The sequence below is a fragment of the Megalodesulfovibrio paquesii genome (assembly GCF_054653055.1).
Genome location: NZ_BAAIGQ010000001.1, coordinates 106,132 through 128,115, shown reverse-complemented (window position 1 = coordinate 128,115; position 21,984 = coordinate 106,132). Strand labels below are relative to the sequence as shown.

Genomic DNA, 21,984 nt, shown 5'->3' with positions numbered 1-21,984 from the left:
ATGGGTTCACGTACAACACTTGCCTTTCCTTCCCCCCCTATCCGGGGGGTTCGGGGGGACAGTGTTCCCCCGATTATCCTTCTTCTGCCGTTTCTTCTCTTCCTGCGCCGCTTCCTCAGTATTTCACACAAAACAACAATGCGACGTTGCGGGGGCGGGTTTCAGTGGCGGCATTGCCGGTGGCGATGTTGCCGGTGTTGTACGTGCCGTAGCTGCCGCCGGTGCCCATGAGCAGCCCGTTTGGGCCACCGTTATAGCCCAGAGTGTTAAAACAAAACGTCTGGCTGCTATGCACGTGGTTCTGCAGCGCATGGGCCTGGGCGCTGCCCAGCGTGCGGGAGGCGTCCACGCCGCGGCCGTCGTCGAGACCGCGGACGAACTCGCCGCGCAGGTCGGGCAGGTTGAAGGTGGTGGAGCCGTCGCCCGCGCCGAAGGTGGTGCCCAGGGCCGCGAACAGGGCGGCGTAGGTGGTGCGACTGACGGCCGCGCCGTTGCACTTGAGCCAGCCGGCCGGGGCGGCGGGCATGGCGAAGGCCAGCACCGCGCCAGCGGGCAGGATGGCGGCCAGGGCCGCGGCGGCGGCCTCTGTTGTGGCAAGCGCGGTGGTGACGGCGGCGGCCACGTCCTGCCGGGCCTGGTCCACGCAGGCGGCCACGTCGGCCTGGGCCTGGGCGGTGGCTGCGGCCAGGTCCGCCGTCAGCTGGGCCTGGGCGGCGTCCACCTCGGCCAGCCTGGCGTCCACAGTCGCGCCCCAGGCGGCCAGGGAATCGGTCACGGTGCCGTTCCAGGCCTCCAGGTTGGCGTTGCCCACCTCGATGAGGGCGTCCAGGTCCGCGGCCAGATCGTCCACCAGGGGGATGACGGCGGAGTTGATGCGTTCCAGGCCGGCGTTTTGCAGCTCGGCCACGGCGGCCTCCCAGTCCACCTTGAGCTGTTCCAGGTCGTGGAGCCGGCGGACCAGGCTGTAAAAGCGCCGGTTCAGCTCCTCGGCACTGAGGGGCGTCTTGCCGTCGATGAAGACGAATTTTTCCAGGTCCAGCGTCATCGTGGCCTCCTACAGCGCCACGTCCATGCGCTGGGCCACGTGGAAGCAGCTCAGGGGCGTGGTGGTGGTGCCTTCGATCTGGATCTTGTAGGAGGCGATGCCCGCCGGGGCGTTAGGGGTGAAGGTCACGGTGCGGCGGATGGGTGGTGGCGTCCAGGGCCTGATCCTGCACCGTGCCGGTGTAGGTTTCCGCGCCACTGCGCAGTTTGACCTCGCAGGTGTGCCTGGCCGCGTCCCAACCTTCCAGACGCAGGATGACCTGGATTTCCGCGCTGGGTTGGGTCAGCGCCCGTTCGGTGGAAATGTGCCGGAAGGAGGTCCCGGCGCGCCTGGCCCTGAGCTTGCTGCCGGAGCAGCCCAAGGCCGGCATGACGTCGGAGGAGCCATTGAACACGGCCCGCAGGCGGCACATGGCCGGCAGGCCCAAGAGGCCGTCGGTGGTGCCGTCCACCAGGCGCACCCATTCGGCGCTGCCGCTGGCCTGGTATTCCAGGGTCAGGTCCGTGGCGTCGGGCACGATGGCCTCGTGCAAGAGCGAGATCACGGCGATGCCGTCGGACAGGGAGACCGGGGTCAGGTCCAGCACCGTGCGCGGGTTCTTGAACTGTGCATAATACAAGGAGAACATCAGATCCTTGGTGAAGTCGCCCTGGAAGTATTCGCCGTCGGTGCTGTAAAACAAGGTCCCCTGACTGTACTGGGTGCCCGAGACCAGGGCCACGTAATGGTTGCCGCCGGTGACCAGCACCAGGGCGTAGCGCCGGCCGTTCTGGAGATACACGGGTTCGGCGAACTCGAAGCGCGTCTCGCTGCCGAGCTTGATGGCCTCGGGCTGGACCACGGCCCGGCCGATGGTCCGGTGGTGGTTGGGCAGGCCGTTAAGCGTATCCATCAGATAGAGGTAGACCGGGCCGCTCGCGGCCTTGGCCGTGAAGGTCAGCCCCACGCCGGTCAGCCAGCCGTTGGACGAATTAAGGAAGGTCTGGGCATTGGTGCTGCCATTGACGCTCTCGGTCACCGAATCGATGACCGTGTACTGCTCCTGCCAGGTGTGCACCCAGACCTGCCGGCCCTGGGTCAGCTCATGGCCCGGGCTGCCGCCCGCGCCCCAGGCCTCCATGTAGGTGGCATCGCCCAACGTGACCCCCGCGGGCACCGAGCCTTCAAAGACTTCCTCCACCACCCGCGCCTGGTCCACCTCGGCCCAGTACTGGCCATTGGTGCAGCTCTGCCAGGTGGGCGAGTACTCGATGCGCCGCCGGGTGCGGGTGCACTGGCGGGTGGTCACGGTCTGGAACTGGTACTGGCTGAGCGCCAGGCTGCCGGATTGGCCCGTGAGCTGCACGCGGGGCACCACCTCGTAGGCCGGCAGGATCAGGCCGTTGTGGGATTTGATGCCGGTATCGTTGGGGTTGAAGGGGGCCAGCTGCATCTCGGTCTCCCCGGCCCAGGGGAAACGCGCCCCCATCTGCACCAGGGCGTGGAACTCGGGATTGGTGGTGTCGGATTCGTCCTTGACCAGGAAATTGTCGGCCTCGTACTCCATGAACGTGGCCGGCAGGGCCAGCTTGTCCCGGATCACGGCCACTTCGGCGGCCAGTTGGGCCAGCAGGGGGCTGGTGGACTGGCTCTTGATCAGGGCGGCCAGGGCGGCCAGGTCGCTCATGATGGCGGCCAGCTTGGGGCCGGCCTCGGCAATCCAGGCGGCATTGGCCAGGGTCGATTGCCAGACGTCGAAGAGGCGCATGAGCCGGGTATTGTCCGCAATGCGCACGTCCTGGATGCCCGAGACAGAGAGCAGCACGGCGGCCACCTCGGTGTACCCCGTGGGGGCCACGGGCTGCTGCGGGTCCGTGGACTCCAGGCCCGGCGTGACCAGCACGGCGATGGTCCGGGCGCGCTCCATGGCCACCACGCTGGGCTCGGTCTGGCCGCTTTGCAGATCGATGAGGAAATCCCGCGGCTGCAGGTCGGTTTCCACCTCCTGGCCAATCACGGAGAGGGTCAGCCAGCGGGAATCCTGCAGGGGCAGGTGGCTAAAAATGCTGATGGTCTCGGCCTGATCCTTGCGGTAGATGATGCCGGCCTGGCCGTCCCAGAGGCGGCCGGCGGCCATGTCCAGCTCCGTGGCGCTCTTCTTGGAAACGGTCAGCCCGACGAACATGCGCTCGGCGGTGATGGCGTCCATGACCAGATGCTGGTGCATCTCATCCATGAAGGTCTGGGCGTTGTTGAGGTCTGCGGCCTGGAACTCCTGGCGGTCCCGGAAGACAACGAATCGGGATGGCATGTTAGACAACCTCCAGTTGTCGCTCGCCCACCACCGTCGCGCCGGCCTTGAGGCTGGCGCTGCAGGTCACGGTGCGGCGGTTGGTGATACGGACGTCAATTTTGTCCGAGAGGCGCACGGCCTCGCGGCCCACGCGGCGCATGCGGTCAATCCAGCCCTGCGCGTCCAGCCCGGCCAGGAAGCGCCGGCCGGAAAAATGGCGGCCCACAAAGGCAGAAGTGGCCCCGGAAAACTGGACCACACACTAAGGTGGACATAAACTCGCCCCAGGAGGGCTTGCATGTCCAAGAGGAGAAGACGGTTCACGGCTGAGTTCAAGGCGCGGGTCGCGTTGGAGGCCCTGTCTGGCGAGCACACCCTGGCTGAGCTCGCCAGCAGGCACGGCGTGCACTACAACACCGTGCGCCCCCACTCCAGCCTGGGCAACATGCCCCCGACGGCCTACAAGGAAACAGCCGCGGCAGGCCAAAACCGGAGTGCCACTCTCAAGTAATCTGTGGTCCGAAGAAAGCCGGCAGGTCAACACCTCGGGGCATGTTTCAATGCGATCAGCAAGGCGGGTATTCCGATGGCGGCGGAGATTGGCATTATCGACCACGGTCCGACGTGATCGACAATCACCCCCCCGGCCAGGGCTCCAGCGGCGATGAGACCTCTGCACGGCCACCGCATATTTTCTCTTCAAATCCAGCATGATATCTGCTATTCTTCCTTCACCCCAAGGAGGATAACATGGCAGAGCGCAGCCCCAAGGCCCCGTTGCTTGGCGATTACTTCATGGCCCGGCGCAAGACCAAGCGCACCTTCCTGGACGACATTGACGCCCTCATCGACTGGCGGCCTATCCGTTCGTTTTTGAACAAGAAACTTACCCGCAAGGCCGACGCCGTGGGCAACCCCGCCTACCCGGCCCTGGCCATGTTCAAGATTCTGCTCCTGCAACGGTGGTACAATCTCAGCGACCCGGCCACCGAGCAGGCCCTCTACGACCGCCTCTCCTTCATCCGCTTCGTTGGTCTGTCCTTCGAGGGTGACGTCCCCGACGAAACCACCATCTGCCGATTTCGCAACGGCCTGATCAAGTTGAATATTCTCGATAAGCTTCTGGATCGCCTCAACGAGCAGCTCGAAGCCAAGGGCCTGCTCGTGCGTGAGGGGACCGTGGTCGACGCCTCGGTGGTCGAATCTGCCCGCCGCCCGCGCAAAATCATCGACATCCTGCCCGAGGATCGCGCGGAGGAGGCCGAACAGCAACCTGCATCCCCTGCGAAATCAGACTGTTCGGTCAAGGTCAGCTTTTCAGACGATGCCGACGCGGCCTGGCTCAAGAAGGGGCGTCGCTGTCATTACGGCTACAAAATCCACGCCGCCACCGATGCTCGCGACGGCTTCTTCCTCGGCGGCCACGCCACCTCGGCCAACCGGTCAGACATGCGCGAGTTCGAAACGCTGCTCGATGAAATCCATGTTATTCCAGGGACCTATGTCTATGGCGACAAGGGGTATTCCAGCGGCGCCAACCGCGACGCGCTGCTGGCCCGCGGCCTCAAGGACGCCACCATGGACAAGGCCACCCGCCACGCGCCGCTCACGGCCTATGAACGATTGCGCAACCGGCTCATCAGCAGCGTGCGCTGCGGCGTGGAGCGGGTGTTCGGGACCTGGAAACGCGGCTACGGCCTGGCCCGGGCGCGCTATCTGGGCCTGAAAAAGGTCTGCGCCGAGCTGTATCTGGTGGGAATGGCCTTCAATTTGAAGAAAGCCGTGCGGTTGATGGGCACTTGAGGGGCTGGTGCGTCCAAAATTTGGAAGGAATGATGAAAATGAGGGAAAAATGATGAAAACGATGACAGATTAGACCAAAATCAGAGGCCGAGAGGGCCATTTCCTCGGCGAAGAGTCGTTCGGGTGGTGTTGTGCAGAGGTCTCGGCGATTGCCCCGTTATAGGCAGCAACATACATAGATGAAGAAGCTTCTGGCCCATTCAGGTGCGCTGCCGCCTTGAATACCCATGTCTGCATCAGCACCGGCAAGGCCGTGTATGCGGCTCCCCAGAGCAGAAGAAGCGTGATGACTAGTGACTGGCTTGTTCCAGCAAAGGTTAACACCGCAAGACTGCCGATCAATACAATCATCGTCGTGAACAGTGTTGGCCGGTATCCGTGCGCCATAATCGGGGCAATGCCAAAATTACCAAACAATCCCGCTACACCATAAGCAAGTAACAGGCCGCCAATCCACCGGCTATCAAAGCCGCTGACCTGCTCAAGGAAGGGAGCGATATACGTAAATGCGAGGAAATTAGACATCATGATAAGTGCTGTTACATAAACCGCTGCGCGCAGCTGACGTTCCCGCCAGGCTTCGGCAACCGTGCTGTGTTTACCCTCGTGCCCCGCTGCCAGGCTGGGCAGTGTCAGCCACATTTTGATGAACACCGCGAAGGCAAGAATCGCGAGCGCGACAAAGACAATCCGCCAACCTGAGTAACTTCCCAAAAAAGTACCCGCGGGAATGCCAAGCACGGAAGCAAACGCAAGCCCACCGTAGACTGCTGAAGTCGCACGCACGGCGTGCTTTTCGGGCACGATCCGTACCGCTATGCTGGCGGCCGTCGACCAGAAAATGCCGATTGCCGCCGCCACGATGAGGCGACCAGCCAAAAGAGTCACGTAGTTTTGGGCAAGACAAGTCAGGATGTTGCCGAGCGCGCAGGCTAAAAGAAGGCCGAGCATCAAGCACTTACGGTTCCAGCGCCGTGTGGCTGCGGTGAGCGGGGTCGCCGCAATCGCGACAAGCACCGCGAATCCCGTGACCAGGAAGCCCGCCTGGCCAAGCGAGACGCCGATGCCCTCCGCCAGCTGGGGCAGGATGCCGATTGGCATCAGCTCCGTGCTGACAAAAGCAAAGGTTCCGAGGGACAAGGCGACAACAGCAAGCCCCCCACAAGTGGAAAACGCTGTTTACCCTCACAGGCAACTGCAACGGATTGTACAGCTTGCTCGTGTGGCTGTGTAGCAATAATTTCGCTCATGCTGCTCTCCTGTTTCAAGTTTGACCCTGATATACAGAAGCGGTATTGATGCTTCAAGCGACCATGTGTCGTATCATTCATGACAAAAAATCATGTGAACCTGGAATGTGACCAGTCACAACACATGGGGTGTTTCAATGAGTTTTGATGGACGCATTCTGTCTGGGGTGGGCGTGCTGGCTGCCGTTGTTGAAAGGGGATCGTTCGCAGGTGCCGGCGACCTGCTTGGGCTGACTCCATCTGGGGTCAGCCGGTCAATATCGCGGCTGGAGAATCGGCTGGGAATCCGCTTGTTTGACAGAACAACCAGAGCTGTACACTTGACAGATGAAGGGGCGCGCTTTTACGAAGCCGTCGTGTCGCACCTGGAAGGCATAGAAGAAGCTGCAAACGACGCCTCGGGTTCCGCCAACATGGTTCGTGGTCGCTTGCGGATCAATGTTGATCCTTTTTTTTCTGGCCTTGTCCTCGCTTCGCATTTGTCAGCATTCACCGCGCGCCACCCGGAACTCCAAATAGAGATACATACTCGCGACGATGTCGGAGATCTGGTTTCAGACGGTATGGATGTCGCTGTCCGTTTCGGTCCCCAACCATCTTCTTCACTCATTTCCCGTCTTTTGTTGAAGACGAGAATTATAACGGTAGCAGCACCTTCCTATCTCAAGGCGCATGGCACACCACAAAAGCCCCAAGACCTGGCCAATCATGCCTGCATACAGTTCCGCAATCCGCAGACGGGCCGACCTTTTGAATGGGAGTTCCAGCGTGGGGCCACGATCCTTCCAGTTCAAACGAAAGGGCAACTTCTGCTGACAGATGTCAACACCATGCTGCAGGCATGCCTTGCCGGTGCCGGTGTGGCGCAAGTCATGTCACTCGGAGTCGAGCAATGGCTTGCCAGCAGCGCACTGGTCGATCTCTTTCCCGACTGGCCGGACGAGATCTTCCCGCTTTACGCGGTGCATCCTTCTCGGCGCCATCCCGCGGCAAAGGTCCGAGCCTTTTTGGATTTCTGCACAGAGTTGGGGAGACAGGCCGCTCCCTAGTGTGATGTCCACGAAATAAGGTGACAAGAATGTCATCAGCTCTCGTGGAAAATCGTCAGCCAAAATGCGCGGATTTCGGCTGACTCACGAAGCACGCTGCTCCGGGGCCGCCTTGCAGGCGACCCAGTGTTGCGTCTTTCATATATGGACATATGTTGAGAGCGCAACACTGGGGCCAGGATACACCGGCGCTCGTGGAGGTGGCTGAAGATTGAACCACCGTTGGAGCAGGTGAGTCGAGAACAGGAGAATCGGCGGGCAGGCTGGTTACCGGCGGTATTTGCAACTAGAGACCTCCGCACAACACCACCCGAACGACTCTTCGCCGAGGAAATGGCCCCCTCGGCCTCTGATTTTGGTCTAATCTGTCATCGCTTTCATCATTTTTCCCTCATTTTCATCATTCCTTCCAAAATTTGGGCGCACCAGCCCCTCAAGTGCGCATCAACAGCACGGCTTTCTTCAAATTGAAGGCCATCCCCACCAGATACAGCTCGGCGCAGACCTTTTTCAGGCCCAGATAGCGCGCCCGGGCCAGGCCGTAGCCGCGCTTCCAGGTCCCGAACACCCGCTCCACGCCGCAGCGCACGCTGCTGATGAGCCGGTTGCGCAGTCGCTCATAGGCCGTGAGCGGCGCGTGGCGGGTGGCCTTGTCCATGGTGGCGTCCTTGAGGCCGCGGGCCAGCAGCGCGTCGCGATTGGCGCCGCTGGCATAGCCTTTGTCGCCATAGACATAGGTCCCTGGAACAACATGGATTTCATCGAGCAGCGTTTCGAACTCGCGCATGTCTGACCGGTTGGCCGAGGTGGCGTGGCCGCCGAGGAAGAAGCCGTCGCGAGCATCGGTGGCGGCGTGGATTTTGTAGCCGTAATGACAGCGACGCCCCTTCTTGAGCCAGGCCGCGTCGGCATCGTCTGAAAAGCTGACCTTGACCGAACAGTCTGATTTCGCAGGGGATGCAGGTTGCTGTTCGGCCTCCTCCGCGCGATCCTCGGGCAGGATGTCGATGATTTTGCGCGGGCGGCGGGCAGATTCGACCACCGAGGCGTCGACCACGGTCCCTTCGCGGACGAGCAGGCCCTTGGCTTCGAGCTGCTCGTTGAGGCGATCCAGAAGCTTATCGAGAATATTCAACTTGATCAGGCCGTTGCGAAATCTGCAGATGGTGGTTTCGTCGGGGACGTCACCCTCGAAGGACAGACCAACGAAGCGGATGAAGGAGAGGCGGTCGTAGAGGGCCTGCTCGGTGGCCGGGTCGCTGAGATTGTACCACCGTTGCAGGAGCAGAATCTTGAACATGGCCAGGGCCGGGTAGGCGGGGTTGCCCACGGCGTCGGCCTTGCGGGCAAGTTTCTTGTTCAAAAACGAACGGATAGGCCGCCAGTCGATGAGTGCGTCAATGTCGTCCAGGAAGGTGCGCTTGGTCTTGCGCCGGGCCATGAAGTAGTCGCCAAGCAACGGGGCCTTGGGGCTGCGCTCTGCCATGTTTTCCTCCTTGGGGTGAAGGAAGAATAGCAGATATCATGCTGGATTTGAAGAGAAAAGATGCGGTGGCCGTGCAGAGGTCTCGATGGGGCGAGCACTCTCGTTCAGGAAGCAACCATTATGGTTGCGGTGAGCGACAACCTCATCAGCAATACTGGAGAACTGCGTTCGTAGCCAGAAAGGCCGGGCATGCCCGGCCTTTCTTCAATCAGAGAGGACAATTCCTGAGTACTGAAAGCAAATATCCAAAATCTGTTCTTGTAACCCCTCGTTCATAGCGCCTGGGTTTGGGTCGATCTGCCGCATATGGTAGAAATAACGGCCTGAGACTCGAGCCGACGCAGCTTCGCTGACGGCTAGCCACGCTTGGGTGCGGTACCCCTGATTCAGGTCGTCCCGCGCTCCCGGGCCGCCCATGCGTGTGGGAACCCAGCCCGGTTCCAAGGCGTTCGAGAGCGTTGACGGCCATCGTCTGGCAACGGCGAAGGCGATCATGGCGTCGTAAAGCTTGCTTTCCGCGTATGCATCCGCCCCGTTCCAGCGTCGTTTCTCCCACACCGGGTCCTCCAGACAGGCAGTTGCCCCCCTGTGCATGCCCGAACTAAGGTACACCAGCCTGTCCGGTTTTTCGAGCATTGCGGTGAGGACGTACGGGGCCAGGACATTCACGGCAAAAACATGGGAGAGACCGTCGGCAGTGACGATGCGCTGAGGTTCGCGGTAGCCGACGCCGGCGTTATGGATGATTGCATCAAATCGGCCAAGCCCGGCCGCTTGGTCTGCAACTCTTCGCATGCCGGCAATCTCGGTGAGATCTCCCGTGACGACGGCTTCCACCCGAGGCATGGCTTGACGGGCGTCCTCGGCCCGGGCCCGATTGCGGGCATGCAGGACGACTTGATGGCCTTCCTCGGCAAGCAACTGGCCGGCCATAAGCCCAAGCCCCGTAGATGATCCAGTGATGAAAACCCTGGGCATGGTCGCTCCTTATGTTTTCGCATGCAGCCGGTTACGCTCTCCAGCCCTGGCCTTGCTCCCAAGCCTCCTGCATTCGCACTGCCAAGCCTTCGGGGTCTGTCAGCACCTGATGACGAAGTTGCACGGCATGGTCGTCGGCATAGACATGATGCTGTCCCCGCCGGATTCCTTCAAGGGTGCGTTCGGCCACTTGGCGGGGCGGTGTCTTGGCCCCGCTGACCTGAGCAGCCATATCGGTGTCGAGAAAGCCCGCGTAGACGCCGACGACGAGCGTTCCCTGGCGGTGCAGCTCTATGCGCGCCGCCTCGGTAACAGCCAGGGCTGCTGCCTTGGAAGCACAGTACGTGGCGTTGAAAGGATAGACATACCAGCTGACCACGGACAGCATATTGGCCATAGCGCCACCGCCGTTGGTGGCAAGCACAGGCGCGAAGGCCTGGATCATGGCCCGCAATCCAAGGACATTAACCTCAAGCTCTTCACGCAGGGCCGCCTCACCCTCTTCGACTAAGAGAGGGGTGCTGCGCATTATGCCGGCATTGTTGATTAAGAGATTCACATCTCGACAGGCGACAGATGCCGCCGCGACCTGTTCAGCGTTGGTAATATCCAGGCGCACGGGGAAAAGCCTCGGGTCCGTGATGGCCGAAGGATCTCGGCTGGCTGCATAGACCTTCGCCGCCCCGGCGTCGAGCAGCGCTTGAGCATATGCTTGTCCCAGCCCGCGATTGGCCCCGGTGACCAGAGCGATACTTTCTTTGATTTCCATGACGCACCTCCATTTTGGCGTTCCCGCTTGCTATACGGCTTGTGCCGTGATGCTGGAAGCACCACCCAAGAAAAACACTCGTGACTAAAAATCATGAATATTGCGCATACGGTGCGGTTCGCGCCGCTGGTAGTGGCGTTGCCGCTGCGTGCGCATGCGGGCCAAGGGCGAATCTCGAACCGGGAGTCAGTATGGATTCTTCCGATCAGTGCGCCGTCGTCGCCTTGTCCGAGGCAGACGTCATGAGCGCCATGCGTTCCATGCAGAGTTATGTGGATATCACACCCGGCACCTTTCGGGAGATATATCAGCTGGCTTACAACCATGCGGTGCAGCGTCTGCGCGAGGCGGTGCCGGCGCGGAAGCTCATGAGCGTGCCTGTGCACTGTCTGCAGTATGACATGCTCGTCGTGGACGCCATCGGCATGCTGGCTGCCCATGGCATCAGCGGGGCGCCGGTGCTGGACGCCGACGGCGTCGTGTGCGGGGTGCTTTCGGAAAAGGACGTGCTGCGCAACATGGGCGTGACCGGCAAGGCCACGTTCATGAGCATTCTTGCGGCCTGCCTGCGGACCCCGGGCTGTGCTCTGGCGAGCATGAAGGGGGTGCGCGTGGAGGCGTTCATGAGTACACCGCCCCTCACTGCGACAGAGGACACATCCGCGGCGCAGCTCATGGCCGTGTTTCGGGAAAAATCCATCAACCGCATGCCAGTTTGCGATGCTGCCGGACGTCCCCTGGGCATCGTCACGCGGACCGATCTGCTGGAGGCGGCCTCCCGTCAGGGGGGCGGGCTATGAACTTCCTGGACAAACTGCGCTGCACGTCCCAAAGCCCGCCGCGGGTGAGCACGCGTGAGGTGTTGTTATCCTGGCTTGGATCGTTTCTGGGCATCGCAGCTCTGGGGGTGATGCAGCAGGCATTGTTGGATCCTACCGCTCAGACATTGTTGATCGGCTCCTTCGGGGCCACTGCCGTGCTGGTGTATGCGGCCTTTCGCAGCCCCCTGGCTCAGCCCCGAAACGTGCTTGGCGGGCATGTGCTCTCTGCAGTGGTGGGCGTGCTCGTCCAGCAGCAGCTGGACGCCGTCCCCTGGCTGGCCGCGGCCATGGCTGTGTCCCTGGCCATTGCCCTCATGCATGTGACCAAGACCCTGCATCCACCCGGGGGTGCCACGGCGCTCATTGCCGTGATTGGCGGGCCCTCCGTGCACCGGCTTGGCCTGTGGTTTGCGCTGTATCCGGTGGGCCTGGGCGCGGTGGTGTTGCTGGGCATTGCCCTTGCGGTGAACAATATTCCACGGTCCCGACGATATCCCGAGTTCTGGTGGTGATCCCTGGGGGAATCGAGGGCTCGCGGGACAGCTGAAACGTCCGGCCGTCTGGCGCCTTCTGGTTCCCGATTGGCGTGATGCCGACACGATGCCGCAGCGCGGTGGCGCGGCTGGCCGCGATGTTATTGTCCACCTGCTGGCTTTTCCGCGCACAGTGCGGTGTAGGCTGCTTCCAGCCGTTCAAGCATCGCGGCCAGCAGGGCGGATCGTGAAAGGGGAGCGCCTGCTTCGATCAGGATGGAGGTGGTGGTTTCACGCACGGCGTCCGGGAAGTCGTCCGGCAGGGAATTGACGTTGCAGCCGACGCCGATGACGGCCCATTCGGGGTCTCCGCCGCGATAGCCGGTCTCCACCAGCACACCGGCAATCTTCTTGCCGTGTATCAGCACGTCATTGGGCATTTTGAAGACGGCATCCAGCCCCGTGAGCGCGCGCACGGCATCGGCAACTGCCGCCGCGCCCTGCTGCATGCAGGCTTCGGCATTCCAGCATGCGGCCTCCGGATAGAGCACCACAGAGCACTGGATGCCGCGCGGCACGGATATCCAGGTGCAGCCTTTCCGCCCCCGTCCCTGCGTCTGGGTCTCGGCAAACACCACATGCCCTTCCCGCGCGCCTTCCCCGGCCAGGCGGGCCGCCACCAGATTGGTGGAGGGGGTGCTCGTCAGATGCGTCCAGCCATGCTTGCCAAAACTGCGGGTCTTGAGCGTGGCTGCCAGCGCTTCGCCATCCAGCCCGTCACGCCTGGCCAGCAGTCTGTAGCCCTTGCGTGTGGCTGCCTGGATGGCGTTCCCGTCATTTTTAAGTATTCCCACATGCTTGGCCACCGCGGCCCGGCTGATGCCGAGTTCGCGCGAAATGGCCTCTCCGGAAATCCAGGCCTGCGCCTGCTCCAGAAGCGTAAGGATTTTTTCTTTTGTATTCGGTATGTTCAATCTATTGTAAACCGAATTGATAAGATTGAAGGTTTACAAAACAAAGGCGATTCTCTACCACAGGCAGCGGATCAGGGAGAACGCCATGCCAATGCCCCATACCCAGGCCGAACGAGCGGATACCGCCCAGGTTGCGAGAAAGAACTCTAGCAGGAGGACCATGGGCCGGTCCATGCCCGAATGCGCGCCCGAATCTGCGTCTAACCGCCTGCCCCCGATGCTATGCATCACCGGCACAGATACCGACGCCGGCAAAACACTGGTCACGGCGGCGCTGGCCAGGGCGGCCACGGCGGCGGGTAAGACGACGGGCAAGGCGGTACTGGTCATCAAGCCGGTGCAGACAGGCTGCACCAAAGATAGCGCCGGCCAGCTCCAGGCGCCGGATGTGTATGTTTGCCGCGAGGCCGCTCCAGAGGCCGGCGCATGCGCCCTCGTCCTGCTGGAACCGGCCTGCTCGCCCCACCTGGCAGCGCGCTCGGCCGGGCTCAGGCTTTCTCCAGGCGAGCTGGCAATCCGCGTGCGTCAAACAGTGCTGGCCGGGGAGGCGGATCTTGTCCTCATAGAAGGCGCTGGCGGGCTCATGACCCCCCTCAACGAAAAGGATGTGCTGGCCGACCTGTTTGCCGAGCTGGATTGCCCTCTGCTGCTGGTTGTGGGCAATCGGCTTGGCGCGGTGAATCATGCCTTGCTGACCATTGAAGCTGCCCGGGCCCGAGGCCTATGCCTTGCCGGATTTGTGACCACGGAGCCCACAGCAGCGGTAGATGACGCGGAACGGGCACTGCGTCAGGACAATCTTGCCTGTATCGAGAGACTGGGCGGCCTCCCGCGTCTGGCGGCCATTCCATATCTGGAAGGCATGGCCGGTACCGGGGCACAGCGTGTGGCGGCCTGGGCGCAGGCTGCCCGGGCGGTGGAACCTGTCCTGGAAGCTCTGGGGAAACAAGGTCCGCAGCATGCCGGGCGGGACTCCGCCGAAACGCTGCTGGCCTTTGACCGGGCGCACCTCTGGCACCCCTACACCTCGGCCCTGAACCCCCAGCGGACCTGGCAGGCCATCAGGACACGCGGCACCCGCATCACCTTGCGCGACGGCCGCGAACTGGTGGACGGCATGGCCTCCTGGTGGTGCGCCATCCATGGCTACAACCATCCCGCCCTGCTCACAGCCCTGCGGCATCAGGCCGCACAGATGCCCCACGTCATGTTTGGCGGATTGACCCACGAGCCTGCCGTGGCCTTGGGGCAGGCCTTGCTGGGTGCGGTTCCGCCCGGGCTGGAGCACGTGTTTCTGGCGGATTCCGGGTCAGTGAGCGTGGAAGTGGCCGTCAAAATGGCGTTGCAATACCAGACGGCTCTGGGCAGGCCCGGGAAAACGCGGCTGCTGGCCCTGCGCGGGGGCTATCACGGCGACACCCTCGGCGCCATGAGCGTCTGTGATCCGGAAACAGGCATGCATCATCTTTTCCGTAATGTCCTGCCGGCCCAGCTCTTCGCCCCCCGGCCCGCGTGCCGCTTTGATGGGCCATACGATCCCGCTCCGTTCCATGCCTTTGCCGCCCTGCTGGAGGAGCACGCCGCCACCCTGGCCGCGGTGATTCTGGAGCCCATCGTGCAGGGGGCAGGGGGGATGTGGTTCTATCACCCGACATACCTGCGTCAGGTGCGGGAAGCCTGCGACAGACACGGCTGCCTGCTGATAGCCGACGAGATCGCCACCGGCTTCGGCAGGACGGGCAGGCTTTTTGCCTGCGAGCACGCCGGGATCACGCCGGACATCCTGTGTGTGGGCAAGGGACTCACGGGCGGGGTGCTGAGTCTGGCCGCCACCCTGACCACCCGCACGGTGGCCGAAGGCATTTCCCATCGTAGCGGCGTACTCATGCACGGCCCTACGTACATGGCCAATCCCCTGGCCTGCGCCGTGGCCTGCGCCAGCCTGGCATTGCTCGCGGACGGAGCCTGGGCTGCGGAGGTGGCCCGCCTGGAAGCGGGGTTGCGGCAGGGGCTGCTGCCCTGCGCCAGCTTGCCGGGGGTACGGGATGTCCGGGTGCTCGGGGCCATTGGCGTGCTGGAAATGGACACGCCGGTGAACACCACTGCGTTGCAGGCGTTTTTTGTGCAAAAAGGGGTGTGGATACGTCCCTTCGGGCGGCTCATCTACGTGATGCCTCCCTATGTGTCCACCGACGAGGATATCACACTGCTGACCCGCGCCATGCGCGAAGCCGTGGAGGAGGGCGCATGGCGCTGACCTTGCTTGGGGTATATGTCCTGCTGGTGTTAGGCACTGGAGTGCGAGCCCGCTCTCACAGTGTGGAGTCGTTTTATGTCAACAATCGGGCAAGTGGCGCCTGGGCCGTGGGGCATTCCATCATTGTCTCCTGCGTGGGGGCCTCGGCCACCGTGGGCGTGATCGGCCTTGCCTTCACTGCGGGCACTCCGGCTTTCTGGTGGCTGGGGGCGGGGGCCATCGGGCTGTCCCTCCTGGCGGTGCTCTTGGCCCGGGCCGTACGCAGAAGCGGTGCCTACACCTTGCCGCATCTGGTGGAAACCATTCTTGGCCCGCAGGTGCGTCCCGTTATTGCGGCGGTGATTGTGGTGGTCTGGACCGCCATTCTGGCCGCGCAGTTCTCCGCGCTGGGCAAGGTGCTGGGTTCGCTTTCGGGACTGCCGCCCCTGGCTTGCCTGGGCCTCGGGCTGGTGCTCATTTGCGGGCATACCATGAGCGGGCAGGCCGCCGTCATGCGTGCGGACAAGCTGCAGGCCATGATTCTGCTTGCCGCGTTGGCGGTTCTGCTTGCCTGGCTCACGGTGCAGCATCCCGCGTGGATGCAGGCGGTGCGCCTTGAGGCGGTGAATACGGCCTTCCCACTGGAAACATTGATCTATTATCTGGTGGTGGTCGGGGCGAACTACCTTGTGTGCCCCATGCTGTTCGGCAGGCTGCTGTCGGCCCGGGATGAGCGAAGCGCCATGCTGGGGGGACTGATTGGCGCGGGTGGCCTGGCTGTGTGCGCGGCGCTGATTGTCGCCGTGGGTCTGGCCTGCAGGGGGCTGGTGCCGGCAGAGACCCCCGGCGACGCGGTGCTCACGTCAATCCTTTCCGGCATGATGCCACCGTGGATGCATCTGGTCGTCTCGTTTGCGTTGATCAGCGCCATTGTCTCTTCGGCGGATTCCTGCCTGGTGACGGCGGCCACGGTGTGCAGCCATGACCTGCTCGGTCTGCAGTCGCCCGCGGCAAGGCGCGCCAGTGTGCTGGCCCTGGGGGTGGCCGGAGCGGCCGTGAGTTTGTGGGGTAAAGGCATTCTGGGATTTTTGCTCATGGCCTACGATATGTTTGCCTGTGGCGTGGTCATGCCCTGCGTGGTGGGGTTGCTGGTGGCTCCAGCCCGACAGGTGGCTCCGCGGCAGGCCTGCACCGCGGTGGTGCTCGGGGGACTGTTCGGCCTGGCGGCCGCCATCACCGAAAACCGGGTGTTCAATTATACGGGCATGAGTGTTTCGGCCATAGTGGCCCTCATGGGTGTTGCCCGGCGTCCACTGCATGCTGCACGAGCATGACCTGCGGGCGTCCTGTCGAGACGGGCCAGCATCTATTGCAGGGCCTTGATCTTCTTGATGTCCACGGATTTGCCCAGGATCACCAGGATATCCGAATCCTTGATGCGGAAATCGGCGGGCGGGACCAGGACGAAGTTTTCGGGCACCAGCTCCTTGATGGCGATGATGTGCACGCTGTACTTGGCCCGCAGCGGCTCCACCTGCACCAGGTCGAACTCCTCGGCCAGGGGAATGAAGTCCAGGATGTTGGGACGCGAGAGACTGTGGGAAATGCGCAAGGCCATGTCCCGCTCGGGATGGATGATTTCCGTGGCCAGGGGGAGTTCCCGGCCCCAGTGCAGGGTCAGCAGGGCTGCGCCGGCAAGCTCCACGCCCAGGGTGAAATGGAAGATGCTTTTGACCAGCCCCAGAATGACCGCCGCAGGGTGTGGGAGAATAGAATCTGCATGGCCAGACGCTGCCGGAAGGAGACGCTCCGGCCCAGCCACTGGAACAGGGCCACCGGAGATGGTCACCACCCCCAGCCCGCCAATTTGGTCAGGCCCAGGAGCACCAGCTGGCCAAAGCGCGTGAACACGCTGCCATATCCACCACGGCCAGCCCGGTGACGCAGACGGCCGCGGTGGCGGTGAAGAGGGCGTCCACCCAGGAGATCTGCGCCTGGGTGGACGCCTGGGTGATGGCCTGGGGCAGGCGCAACAGGCTGGCCCCGAGCAGAATGGTCAGCACAAAGGTACCCCGCACCAGGGCGGCCTGATCGATGCCCTGAAACCGCAGCCTGTTGCAGGGAAGCAGCCTTGGCCGGCACGCGCACGCCGACCATGCGCACGCCGACCATGCGCACGCCGACCATGCGCCACACCAGAAGCCGCAGCTGCTCCGGCGTGAAGGGCTTGGCGATGAAGCCCGTGACTCCGCGGCGCATGGCCTCCACGGCGCGCTTGATGGCGGCGTGGGCGGTAATGACCACTATCTTCATCCTGGGGGAGCCAGCTAGCAGCTCTGGCAGCAGCTGCATGCCGTCGTCCTCCCCGAGCTTCAGATCCACAAAGGCCAGATCAAACCCATGCCGCCGTGCTTCATCCAGGCATGAGAATGCCAAGGGTGGCAACGGGGGGCGCGTCACTTTGCATGAGTTGCTCGGCCGAGAGGCAAGGGGGCGCAATACCGGATTGTGTTGCCGTGTAGGTCCGCGGTCAACGATCCGCTGATGCCTTTGCCCGTTGCAGCGTGAGACATCCAGGCAAGGGAAGTATATTTCCACCGGAGTTTCAGCCGGGTAGGCAAGGATGCGGGTTCTGGCAGGGCCGCCGGCATGATGAGAGGTAATAAATGATATTGACTTTCATTGTCTTACACAGTATCTGAACATAGTTCTATTTTTTGTGATTACAGCTATCTGTGTCCTCACGACCTCAAGTCCTTGAACGTCTGCGCGGCAGGGTGGATGGGGGCTGGTCAACGGGAGATGACCAGAGGCATTTGGGCATAATATCAACGTTTTTTTAGGAGACCGCTCGTGATCAGATCGATGTTGTTCATTATCGCCTGCGCAGTGTGGTTAGTCGTCGCGCAGCAGGCTGAGGCGCACAGCCGCAAGGACCTGAAGCGGATTACCCTGCAAGCGGAAACGCTGGTTCCCGACCAGGTGGCGTACTATTTGGAACCCTATGTCAACGACAGGGCCGATGAGGAAGGAACGCGCCACCGTTTCGCGATCTGGGAGTTCGGAGAGATCGTCCACCAAGGCGACCTCGCCTCGGTGCATGTGCTGGTCTATGACCAGAAGACATCCCAAAAGACCCCTGAGGTGCTCTACCTCAGGCGCAATCCCGACCAGACCTGGAATCACGTAACCGAGGCCGGCGAGGTTATCGCGGAGCGTATATACACTTACGTCAACCCCGACGGCTCGGTTTCCAGCGGCGGTCACAAGCCCAGCCAGGCCGATGACCCGATAATGACCTATGTCAGGGCAGGCGGGGTGCTGGTCCTGGGTGGGGGCGTACTGGCGCTGATGCGGCGCAGGAACAAGAAAAAGACGTCCTGATAAATAGCTGTAAGGACATGATGCAGACCCTGCGTAAAGATTTTGAAGTTCATTATCAGTATCGCGGGGTGGCTGCAAGTGTTGTTGTGAGAATGTGTCGCCCGGCGCAAAGTGGGATGCGTGTGATGCCGCGTCGCGCTGGTCAGCACAGCTTGGGGATTTGCCAGTTCCGTCGCCAGGCGATCAGTCTCAGGGCCAGCGCTGCGGCGGAAACGCACAGCAACGAGGCTGAAGTCATCAGGCTGGCGCGATGCAACCCATAGATGGCCAGTCCCTGCAGCAGTGCCACGGTGCCGTAAAATCCGCTATGCAAGACGGCAGGCATCTCCTTGACCAGGATGTCGCGGATGACGCTGCCGCCCACTGCAGTCAGCAGGGAAAGGGTGAGCACGCCGAAGCAATGGGTGTGCACTTCCAGTCCAATCAGGGCGCCTGTCAAGGCAAAGGCCACGAGACCGATACTGTCACAGACGATGAAATACCAACGGTTTTCAAAGCACTGTACCTTGTACACCCGGAAGACGGCAGCAAAAAGCAGAGCGCTTCCAGCGATGAGGAACGGTTCCGCATCGCGTATCAAGGCCAGGGGGCGGGAAAGGAGCACGTCCCGGACCACGCCGCCGCCATTGGCCGTGATGAAAGCCAGAATGAACAAGCCCATCAAATCAAGCTGCTTGCGAACGCCGATCAACACGCCGGACAGGGCAAAGGCCACGCCGCCGACGAGGGAGGCAATATAAATTATATGATGATGGTATGGTACATCCATACTGGCTCCGGATTCGGAACAGTCTCCGGGGAGTGTTTCACGGCAGGGAGCCTGCAGGGCGCAGGCTCCCAGGACAAGGTGGCGACGAGTACCAGTTTTTCTACAAAATGACGCGCACTTGCGATGCAGTGTGGATGGCCTTGGCCTTGGCGTCCTCAATGTCCTTGCCCAAAGCCAGGGCCACGCCCATGCGCCGGAGGCCGTGGACTTCGGGCTTGCCGAAGAGGCGCAGGGCGGTGTCCGGTTCGGTCAGGGCCTCGGGGGCGATTTCGTAGCGTGGAGCCGTGGAGTCGCCCTCGGCCAGGATGACGCGCGAGGCAGCGGGGCCGTACTGGCGGATGGTCGGCACAGGCAGGCCGAGGATGGCTCGGATGTGCAGGGCGAATTCGGAAAGATCCTGGGAGATCAACGTCACCATTCCCGTGTCGTGCGGGCGGGGGGAGACCTCCGAAAAGATGACTGCATCGCCTTTGATGAACAGTTCCACGCCGAACAACCCGCGTCCGCCCAGGGCCGCGGTGATGGCCTCGGCCATGCGCCGGGCCTCGGCCAGGGCGACCGGGGACATGGGGTGGGGCTGCCAGGATTCGCGGTAGTCTCCCTTTTCCTGCCGGTGCCCGATGGGGGCGCAAAAGCTGGTACCACCGGCATGCCGCACGGTGAGCAGGGTGATTTCATAGTCGAAATCCACAAATCCTTCCACAATGACCCGCCCCGCACCAGCCCGGCCGGCGGTCTGGGCGTAGTCCCAGGAGGCTTCGGCCTCGGCCTCGCTGCGGGCCACGCTCTGGCCCTTGCCCGAGGAGGACATGACCGGCTTGACCACGCAGGGGAAGCCCACGGCGCGGCAGGCCTCCTGGAATTCGGCCTTGGTATCAGCAAAGCGATAGGGGGAGGTGGTCAGGCCCAGTTCCTCGGCAGCCAGCCGGCGGATGCCTTCGCGGTCCATGGTCAGGCGGGCGGCGCGGGCCGTGGGGATGACGGTGACGCCCTCCTGCTCCAGGGCCAGCAGCTCTTCCGTGGCGATGGCCTCGATTTCCGGCACCACGTAGTCCGGTTTTTCGGCCGTAATGATGGCCCGCAGGGCGGCGGCGTCCAGCATGCTGATGACGTGGGAGCGATGGGCCACCTGCATGGCCGGGGCGTTGGGGTAGCGATCCACGGCAATGACCTCGACGCCCAGCCGCTGGGCCTCAATGGCCACTTCCTTGCCCAGCTCCCCGGCGCCCAGGAGCAGAATTCTGGTGGCAGACGACGTCAGGGGCGTGCCGATACTGGTCATTACGACCTCCGGATTGGATGTGGTGGGCACAAGAAACGTGCCCCGGGATGGCGGAGGCTACAAGGGACCGGGACGGAGGGCAAGGGGGGAGGAGGGCTTGGAGTGGGAGAAGCAATATGATCAGAAAATTGAGTCAGTTGACTAAAAATATTCATGTTGAATTCTAATATAGAAAATAATATAGTGGTAATGCTTATGATATGTTCGCGCTACAGGTGAGGCGGCCTCCTTGATGACCGACTGGCTTTGAGTTGATCCTCCTCACCGCTTCCGCCGCCGGCCCTCTGCGTCCGCAGCCTTGAGCGCGGCCAGGATCAGGGATGGGGTGGGGGCGAAGGGTTCGTTGTGGATGCTTTCGTCCGGCGCGCAGGTTTTGGTGGCCACTTCCAGGAGGGCGTCGTCGGTGATGCCGGTGGTGCCGGGGCCGGTCAGACCAAGGTCGGCAAAGGTGGTGGGCAGGCCCAGGGATTCGCACAGGGTGTAGACCTCGTCCACCAGGGCCAGGGGCCGGTCCGTGAGCACCAGCGAGGCCAGCACGCCAAAAGCGACCTTTTCCCCATGATACAGGCGGTGTACCGCAGGCAGGACGGTGAGGCCGTTGTGGATGGAGTGGGCCGCGCCCAGGCCGCCGCTTTCAAAGCCCAGGCCGCTGAGCAGGGTGTTCGCCTCCACGATGCGTTCCAGGGCCGGGGTGACCACGCCGGCCTCACAGGCCGTACGCGCGGCCAAGCCCCAGTCCCGCACGGTCTCGTAGCAGAGCCGGGCCAGGGCCAGACCGGTCATGGAGCTGGAATCCCCGGCAATATTGCGACCGCGGCCCTGGCGGCAGGAATCGGCCTCGAACCAGGTGGCCAGGGCGTCACCCATGCCGGAAACGAGGAACCGCGCCGGAGCCTTGGCGATCACCGCCGTGTCCACCAGCACCAGATCCGGGTTGCGGGGCAGGATGTCTGCCCGTTCAAACACGCCGGCAGCGGTGTACACCACGCAGATGGAGCTGCAGGGGGCGTCTGTGGAGGCGATGGTGGGCACGATGGCCACGGGCAGGCCAGCCTGCACGGCCACGGCCTTGGCGGCGTCCAGGGTCTTGCCGCCGCCGATTGCAGTCACGGTGTCGGCCCTGAAGTCCCGTACCAGACCGAGCAGCCGCTGGATTTCCGCATCCGTGCATTCCCGGTTGAAGCGCTCCACCCGCAATTCCCCGTCCTGCTCCAGCCGGGGCAGGAGGGTGGGCAGCAGATTGGCCAGCGGATGTGGTGAACTGAGGATGAAATGCCGGCCGCCCAGTCGGCCCAGTTCCGGAGCCAGACGAGAGAGGGCGCCTGCGCCCTGGATATACCGTCCTGGAAACAAGGTGGTGGTGAGCATGGGCATCTCGCTTTCCCGGCTGGAT

The 21,984-nt window shown here is 62.7% G+C and carries 21 protein-coding genes; 8 read left to right on the top strand and 13 right to left on the bottom strand.

Annotated features, from left to right (window positions below; genetic code table 11):
- Positions 1–115: 115 nt before the first annotated feature.
- From ACYQ00_RS00590 to ACYQ00_RS00580, 3 genes are all read right to left on the bottom strand, one after another.
- Positions 116–1,045: a tail fiber protein gene (locus tag ACYQ00_RS00590; protein ID WP_460030293.1), complete on the bottom strand. Its 930-nt coding sequence runs from the start codon at positions 1,043–1,045 to the stop codon at positions 116–118.
- Between the two features lie 112 nt (positions 1,046–1,157).
- The gene (locus tag ACYQ00_RS00585) at positions 1,158–3,335 is read right to left on the bottom strand and encodes a hypothetical protein (RefSeq protein ID WP_460030292.1); all 2,178 of its coding nucleotides are present in this window, start codon (positions 3,333–3,335) and stop codon (positions 1,158–1,160) included.
- Position 3,336: 1 nt separating this feature from the next.
- Positions 3,337–3,576, bottom strand: coding sequence for a hypothetical protein (locus ACYQ00_RS00580; RefSeq protein ID WP_460030291.1), 240 nt, complete (start codon positions 3,574–3,576; stop codon positions 3,337–3,339).
- Between the two features lie 39 nt (positions 3,577–3,615).
- Here ACYQ00_RS00580 and ACYQ00_RS00575 point away from each other — a divergent pair, with 39 nt between their 5' ends.
- The gene (locus tag ACYQ00_RS00575; protein ID WP_460030290.1) at positions 3,616–3,828 is read left to right on the top strand and encodes a transposase; all 213 of its coding nucleotides are present in this window, start codon (positions 3,616–3,618) and stop codon (positions 3,826–3,828) included.
- 239 nt (positions 3,829–4,067) lie between these two features.
- Complete coding sequence (locus ACYQ00_RS00570; RefSeq protein ID WP_460030289.1) at positions 4,068–5,120, top strand: IS5 family transposase; 1,053 nt, start codon at positions 4,068–4,070, stop codon at positions 5,118–5,120.
- A gap of 69 nt (positions 5,121–5,189) precedes the next feature.
- Here ACYQ00_RS00570 and ACYQ00_RS00565 read toward each other — a convergent pair whose 3' ends face one another.
- Positions 5,190–6,260: an MFS transporter gene (locus ACYQ00_RS00565; protein ID WP_460030288.1), complete on the bottom strand. Its 1,071-nt coding sequence runs from the start codon at positions 6,258–6,260 to the stop codon at positions 5,190–5,192.
- Positions 6,261–6,507: 247 nt separating this feature from the next.
- Here ACYQ00_RS00565 and ACYQ00_RS00560 point away from each other — a divergent pair, with 247 nt between their 5' ends.
- The gene (locus ACYQ00_RS00560; protein WP_460030287.1) at positions 6,508–7,419 is read left to right on the top strand and encodes a LysR family transcriptional regulator; all 912 of its coding nucleotides are present in this window, start codon (positions 6,508–6,510) and stop codon (positions 7,417–7,419) included.
- A 433-nt stretch (positions 7,420–7,852) separates the two neighbouring features.
- On the opposite strand, the gene ACYQ00_RS00555 is transcribed toward ACYQ00_RS00560, so the two are convergent.
- From ACYQ00_RS00555 to ACYQ00_RS00545, 3 genes are all read right to left on the bottom strand, one after another.
- Positions 7,853–8,905: an IS5 family transposase gene (locus tag ACYQ00_RS00555; protein WP_460030286.1), complete on the bottom strand. Its 1,053-nt coding sequence runs from the start codon at positions 8,903–8,905 to the stop codon at positions 7,853–7,855.
- A gap of 204 nt (positions 8,906–9,109) precedes the next feature.
- Complete coding sequence (locus ACYQ00_RS00550) at positions 9,110–9,883, bottom strand: SDR family NAD(P)-dependent oxidoreductase (protein ID WP_460030285.1); 774 nt, start codon at positions 9,881–9,883, stop codon at positions 9,110–9,112.
- Positions 9,884–9,914: 31 nt separating this feature from the next.
- On the bottom strand, positions 9,915–10,652 hold the full coding sequence (locus tag ACYQ00_RS00545; RefSeq protein WP_460030284.1) for an SDR family oxidoreductase: 738 nt from the start codon (positions 10,650–10,652) through the stop codon (positions 9,915–9,917).
- 191 nt (positions 10,653–10,843) lie between these two features.
- Here ACYQ00_RS00545 and ACYQ00_RS00540 point away from each other — a divergent pair, with 191 nt between their 5' ends.
- Both ACYQ00_RS00540 and ACYQ00_RS00535 read left to right on the top strand, forming a co-directional pair.
- Entirely contained in the window at positions 10,844–11,452 is a 609-nt protein-coding gene (locus tag ACYQ00_RS00540; RefSeq protein WP_460030283.1) for a CBS domain-containing protein, read from the top strand.
- Entirely contained in the window at positions 11,449–11,985 is a 537-nt protein-coding gene (locus tag ACYQ00_RS00535) for an HPP family protein (protein WP_460030282.1), read from the top strand. Before ACYQ00_RS00540 ends, ACYQ00_RS00535 begins: the two co-directional genes overlap by 4 nt.
- Positions 11,986–12,107: 122 nt before the next feature.
- Here ACYQ00_RS00535 and ACYQ00_RS00530 read toward each other — a convergent pair whose 3' ends face one another.
- On the bottom strand, positions 12,108–12,920 hold the full coding sequence (locus ACYQ00_RS00530; RefSeq protein ID WP_460030281.1) for a biotin--[acetyl-CoA-carboxylase] ligase: 813 nt from the start codon (positions 12,918–12,920) through the stop codon (positions 12,108–12,110).
- 160 nt (positions 12,921–13,080) lie between these two features.
- Here ACYQ00_RS00530 and bioA point away from each other — a divergent pair, with 160 nt between their 5' ends.
- Entirely contained in the window at positions 13,081–15,177 is a 2,097-nt protein-coding gene (gene bioA, locus ACYQ00_RS00525; protein WP_460030280.1) for an adenosylmethionine--8-amino-7-oxononanoate transaminase, read from the top strand.
- The gene (locus ACYQ00_RS00520) at positions 15,168–16,490 is read left to right on the top strand and encodes a sodium:solute symporter family transporter (RefSeq protein WP_460030279.1); all 1,323 of its coding nucleotides are present in this window, start codon (positions 15,168–15,170) and stop codon (positions 16,488–16,490) included. The genes bioA and ACYQ00_RS00520 overlap by 10 nt, the downstream gene beginning before the upstream one ends.
- A gap of 32 nt (positions 16,491–16,522) precedes the next feature.
- Here the strand turns inward: ACYQ00_RS00520 and ACYQ00_RS00515 are convergent, their stop codons facing one another.
- Both ACYQ00_RS00515 and ACYQ00_RS00510 read right to left on the bottom strand, forming a co-directional pair.
- Positions 16,523–17,008, bottom strand: a complete 486-nt coding sequence (locus ACYQ00_RS00515; protein ID WP_460030278.1) for a potassium channel family protein — start codon at positions 17,006–17,008, stop codon at positions 16,523–16,525.
- Entirely contained in the window at positions 17,002–17,592 is a 591-nt protein-coding gene (locus tag ACYQ00_RS00510; RefSeq protein ID WP_460030277.1) for a response regulator, read from the bottom strand. The genes ACYQ00_RS00515 and ACYQ00_RS00510 overlap by 7 nt, the downstream gene beginning before the upstream one ends.
- Before the next feature lie 417 nt (positions 17,593–18,009).
- Between ACYQ00_RS00510 and ACYQ00_RS00505 the strand changes: the two genes are divergently transcribed.
- Positions 18,010–18,540 carry a hypothetical protein gene (locus ACYQ00_RS00505; protein WP_460030276.1) on the top strand — a complete coding sequence of 177 codons (531 nt, stop codon included), beginning with the start codon at positions 18,010–18,012 and terminating at the stop codon, positions 18,538–18,540.
- A gap of 142 nt (positions 18,541–18,682) precedes the next feature.
- Here ACYQ00_RS00505 and ACYQ00_RS00500 read toward each other — a convergent pair whose 3' ends face one another.
- The 3 genes from ACYQ00_RS00500 to ACYQ00_RS00490 form a co-directional block, all read right to left on the bottom strand.
- On the bottom strand, positions 18,683–19,309 hold the full coding sequence (locus ACYQ00_RS00500; protein WP_460030275.1) for a trimeric intracellular cation channel family protein: 627 nt from the start codon (positions 19,307–19,309) through the stop codon (positions 18,683–18,685).
- A gap of 100 nt (positions 19,310–19,409) precedes the next feature.
- A complete protein-coding gene (gene purT, locus ACYQ00_RS00495; protein WP_460030274.1) occupies positions 19,410–20,591 on the bottom strand; it encodes a formate-dependent phosphoribosylglycinamide formyltransferase in 1,182 nt (393 codons plus the stop codon).
- Positions 20,592–20,852: 261 nt separating this feature from the next.
- Entirely contained in the window at positions 20,853–21,959 is a 1,107-nt protein-coding gene (locus ACYQ00_RS00490; RefSeq protein ID WP_460030273.1) for a glycerol dehydrogenase, read from the bottom strand.
- Between the last annotated feature and the right edge of the window lie 25 nt (positions 21,960–21,984).

Excerpts from the sequence above, each read along its gene's own strand:
- ACYQ00_RS00590 (WP_460030293.1), bottom strand. The coding sequence starts at position 1,045 with ATGACGCTGGACCTGGAAAAATTCGTCTTCATCGACGGCAAGACGCCC.
- ACYQ00_RS00585 (WP_460030292.1), bottom strand. The coding sequence starts at position 3,335 with ATGCCATCCCGATTCGTTGTCTTCCGGGACCGCCAGGAGTTCCAGGCC.
- ACYQ00_RS00575 (WP_460030290.1), top strand. The coding sequence starts at position 3,616 with ATGTCCAAGAGGAGAAGACGGTTCACGGCTGAGTTCAAGGCGCGGGTC.
- ACYQ00_RS00570 (WP_460030289.1), top strand. The coding sequence starts at position 4,068 with ATGGCAGAGCGCAGCCCCAAGGCCCCGTTGCTTGGCGATTACTTCATG.
- ACYQ00_RS00560 (WP_460030287.1), top strand. The coding sequence starts at position 6,508 with ATGAGTTTTGATGGACGCATTCTGTCTGGGGTGGGCGTGCTGGCTGCC.
- ACYQ00_RS00555 (WP_460030286.1), bottom strand. The coding sequence starts at position 8,905 with ATGGCAGAGCGCAGCCCCAAGGCCCCGTTGCTTGGCGACTACTTCATG.
- ACYQ00_RS00550 (WP_460030285.1), bottom strand. The coding sequence starts at position 9,883 with ATGCCCAGGGTTTTCATCACTGGATCATCTACGGGGCTTGGGCTTATG.
- ACYQ00_RS00545 (WP_460030284.1), bottom strand. The coding sequence starts at position 10,652 with ATGGAAATCAAAGAAAGTATCGCTCTGGTCACCGGGGCCAATCGCGGG.
- ACYQ00_RS00540 (WP_460030283.1), top strand. The coding sequence starts at position 10,844 with ATGGATTCTTCCGATCAGTGCGCCGTCGTCGCCTTGTCCGAGGCAGAC.
- ACYQ00_RS00535 (WP_460030282.1), top strand. The coding sequence starts at position 11,449 with ATGAACTTCCTGGACAAACTGCGCTGCACGTCCCAAAGCCCGCCGCGG.
- bioA (WP_460030280.1), top strand. The coding sequence starts at position 13,081 with ATGGGCCGGTCCATGCCCGAATGCGCGCCCGAATCTGCGTCTAACCGC.
- ACYQ00_RS00520 (WP_460030279.1), top strand. The coding sequence starts at position 15,168 with ATGGCGCTGACCTTGCTTGGGGTATATGTCCTGCTGGTGTTAGGCACT.
- ACYQ00_RS00500 (WP_460030275.1), bottom strand. The coding sequence starts at position 19,309 with ATGGATGTACCATACCATCATCATATAATTTATATTGCCTCCCTCGTC.
- purT (WP_460030274.1), bottom strand. The coding sequence starts at position 20,591 with ATGACCAGTATCGGCACGCCCCTGACGTCGTCTGCCACCAGAATTCTG.
- ACYQ00_RS00490 (WP_460030273.1), bottom strand. The coding sequence starts at position 21,959 with ATGCTCACCACCACCTTGTTTCCAGGACGGTATATCCAGGGCGCAGGC.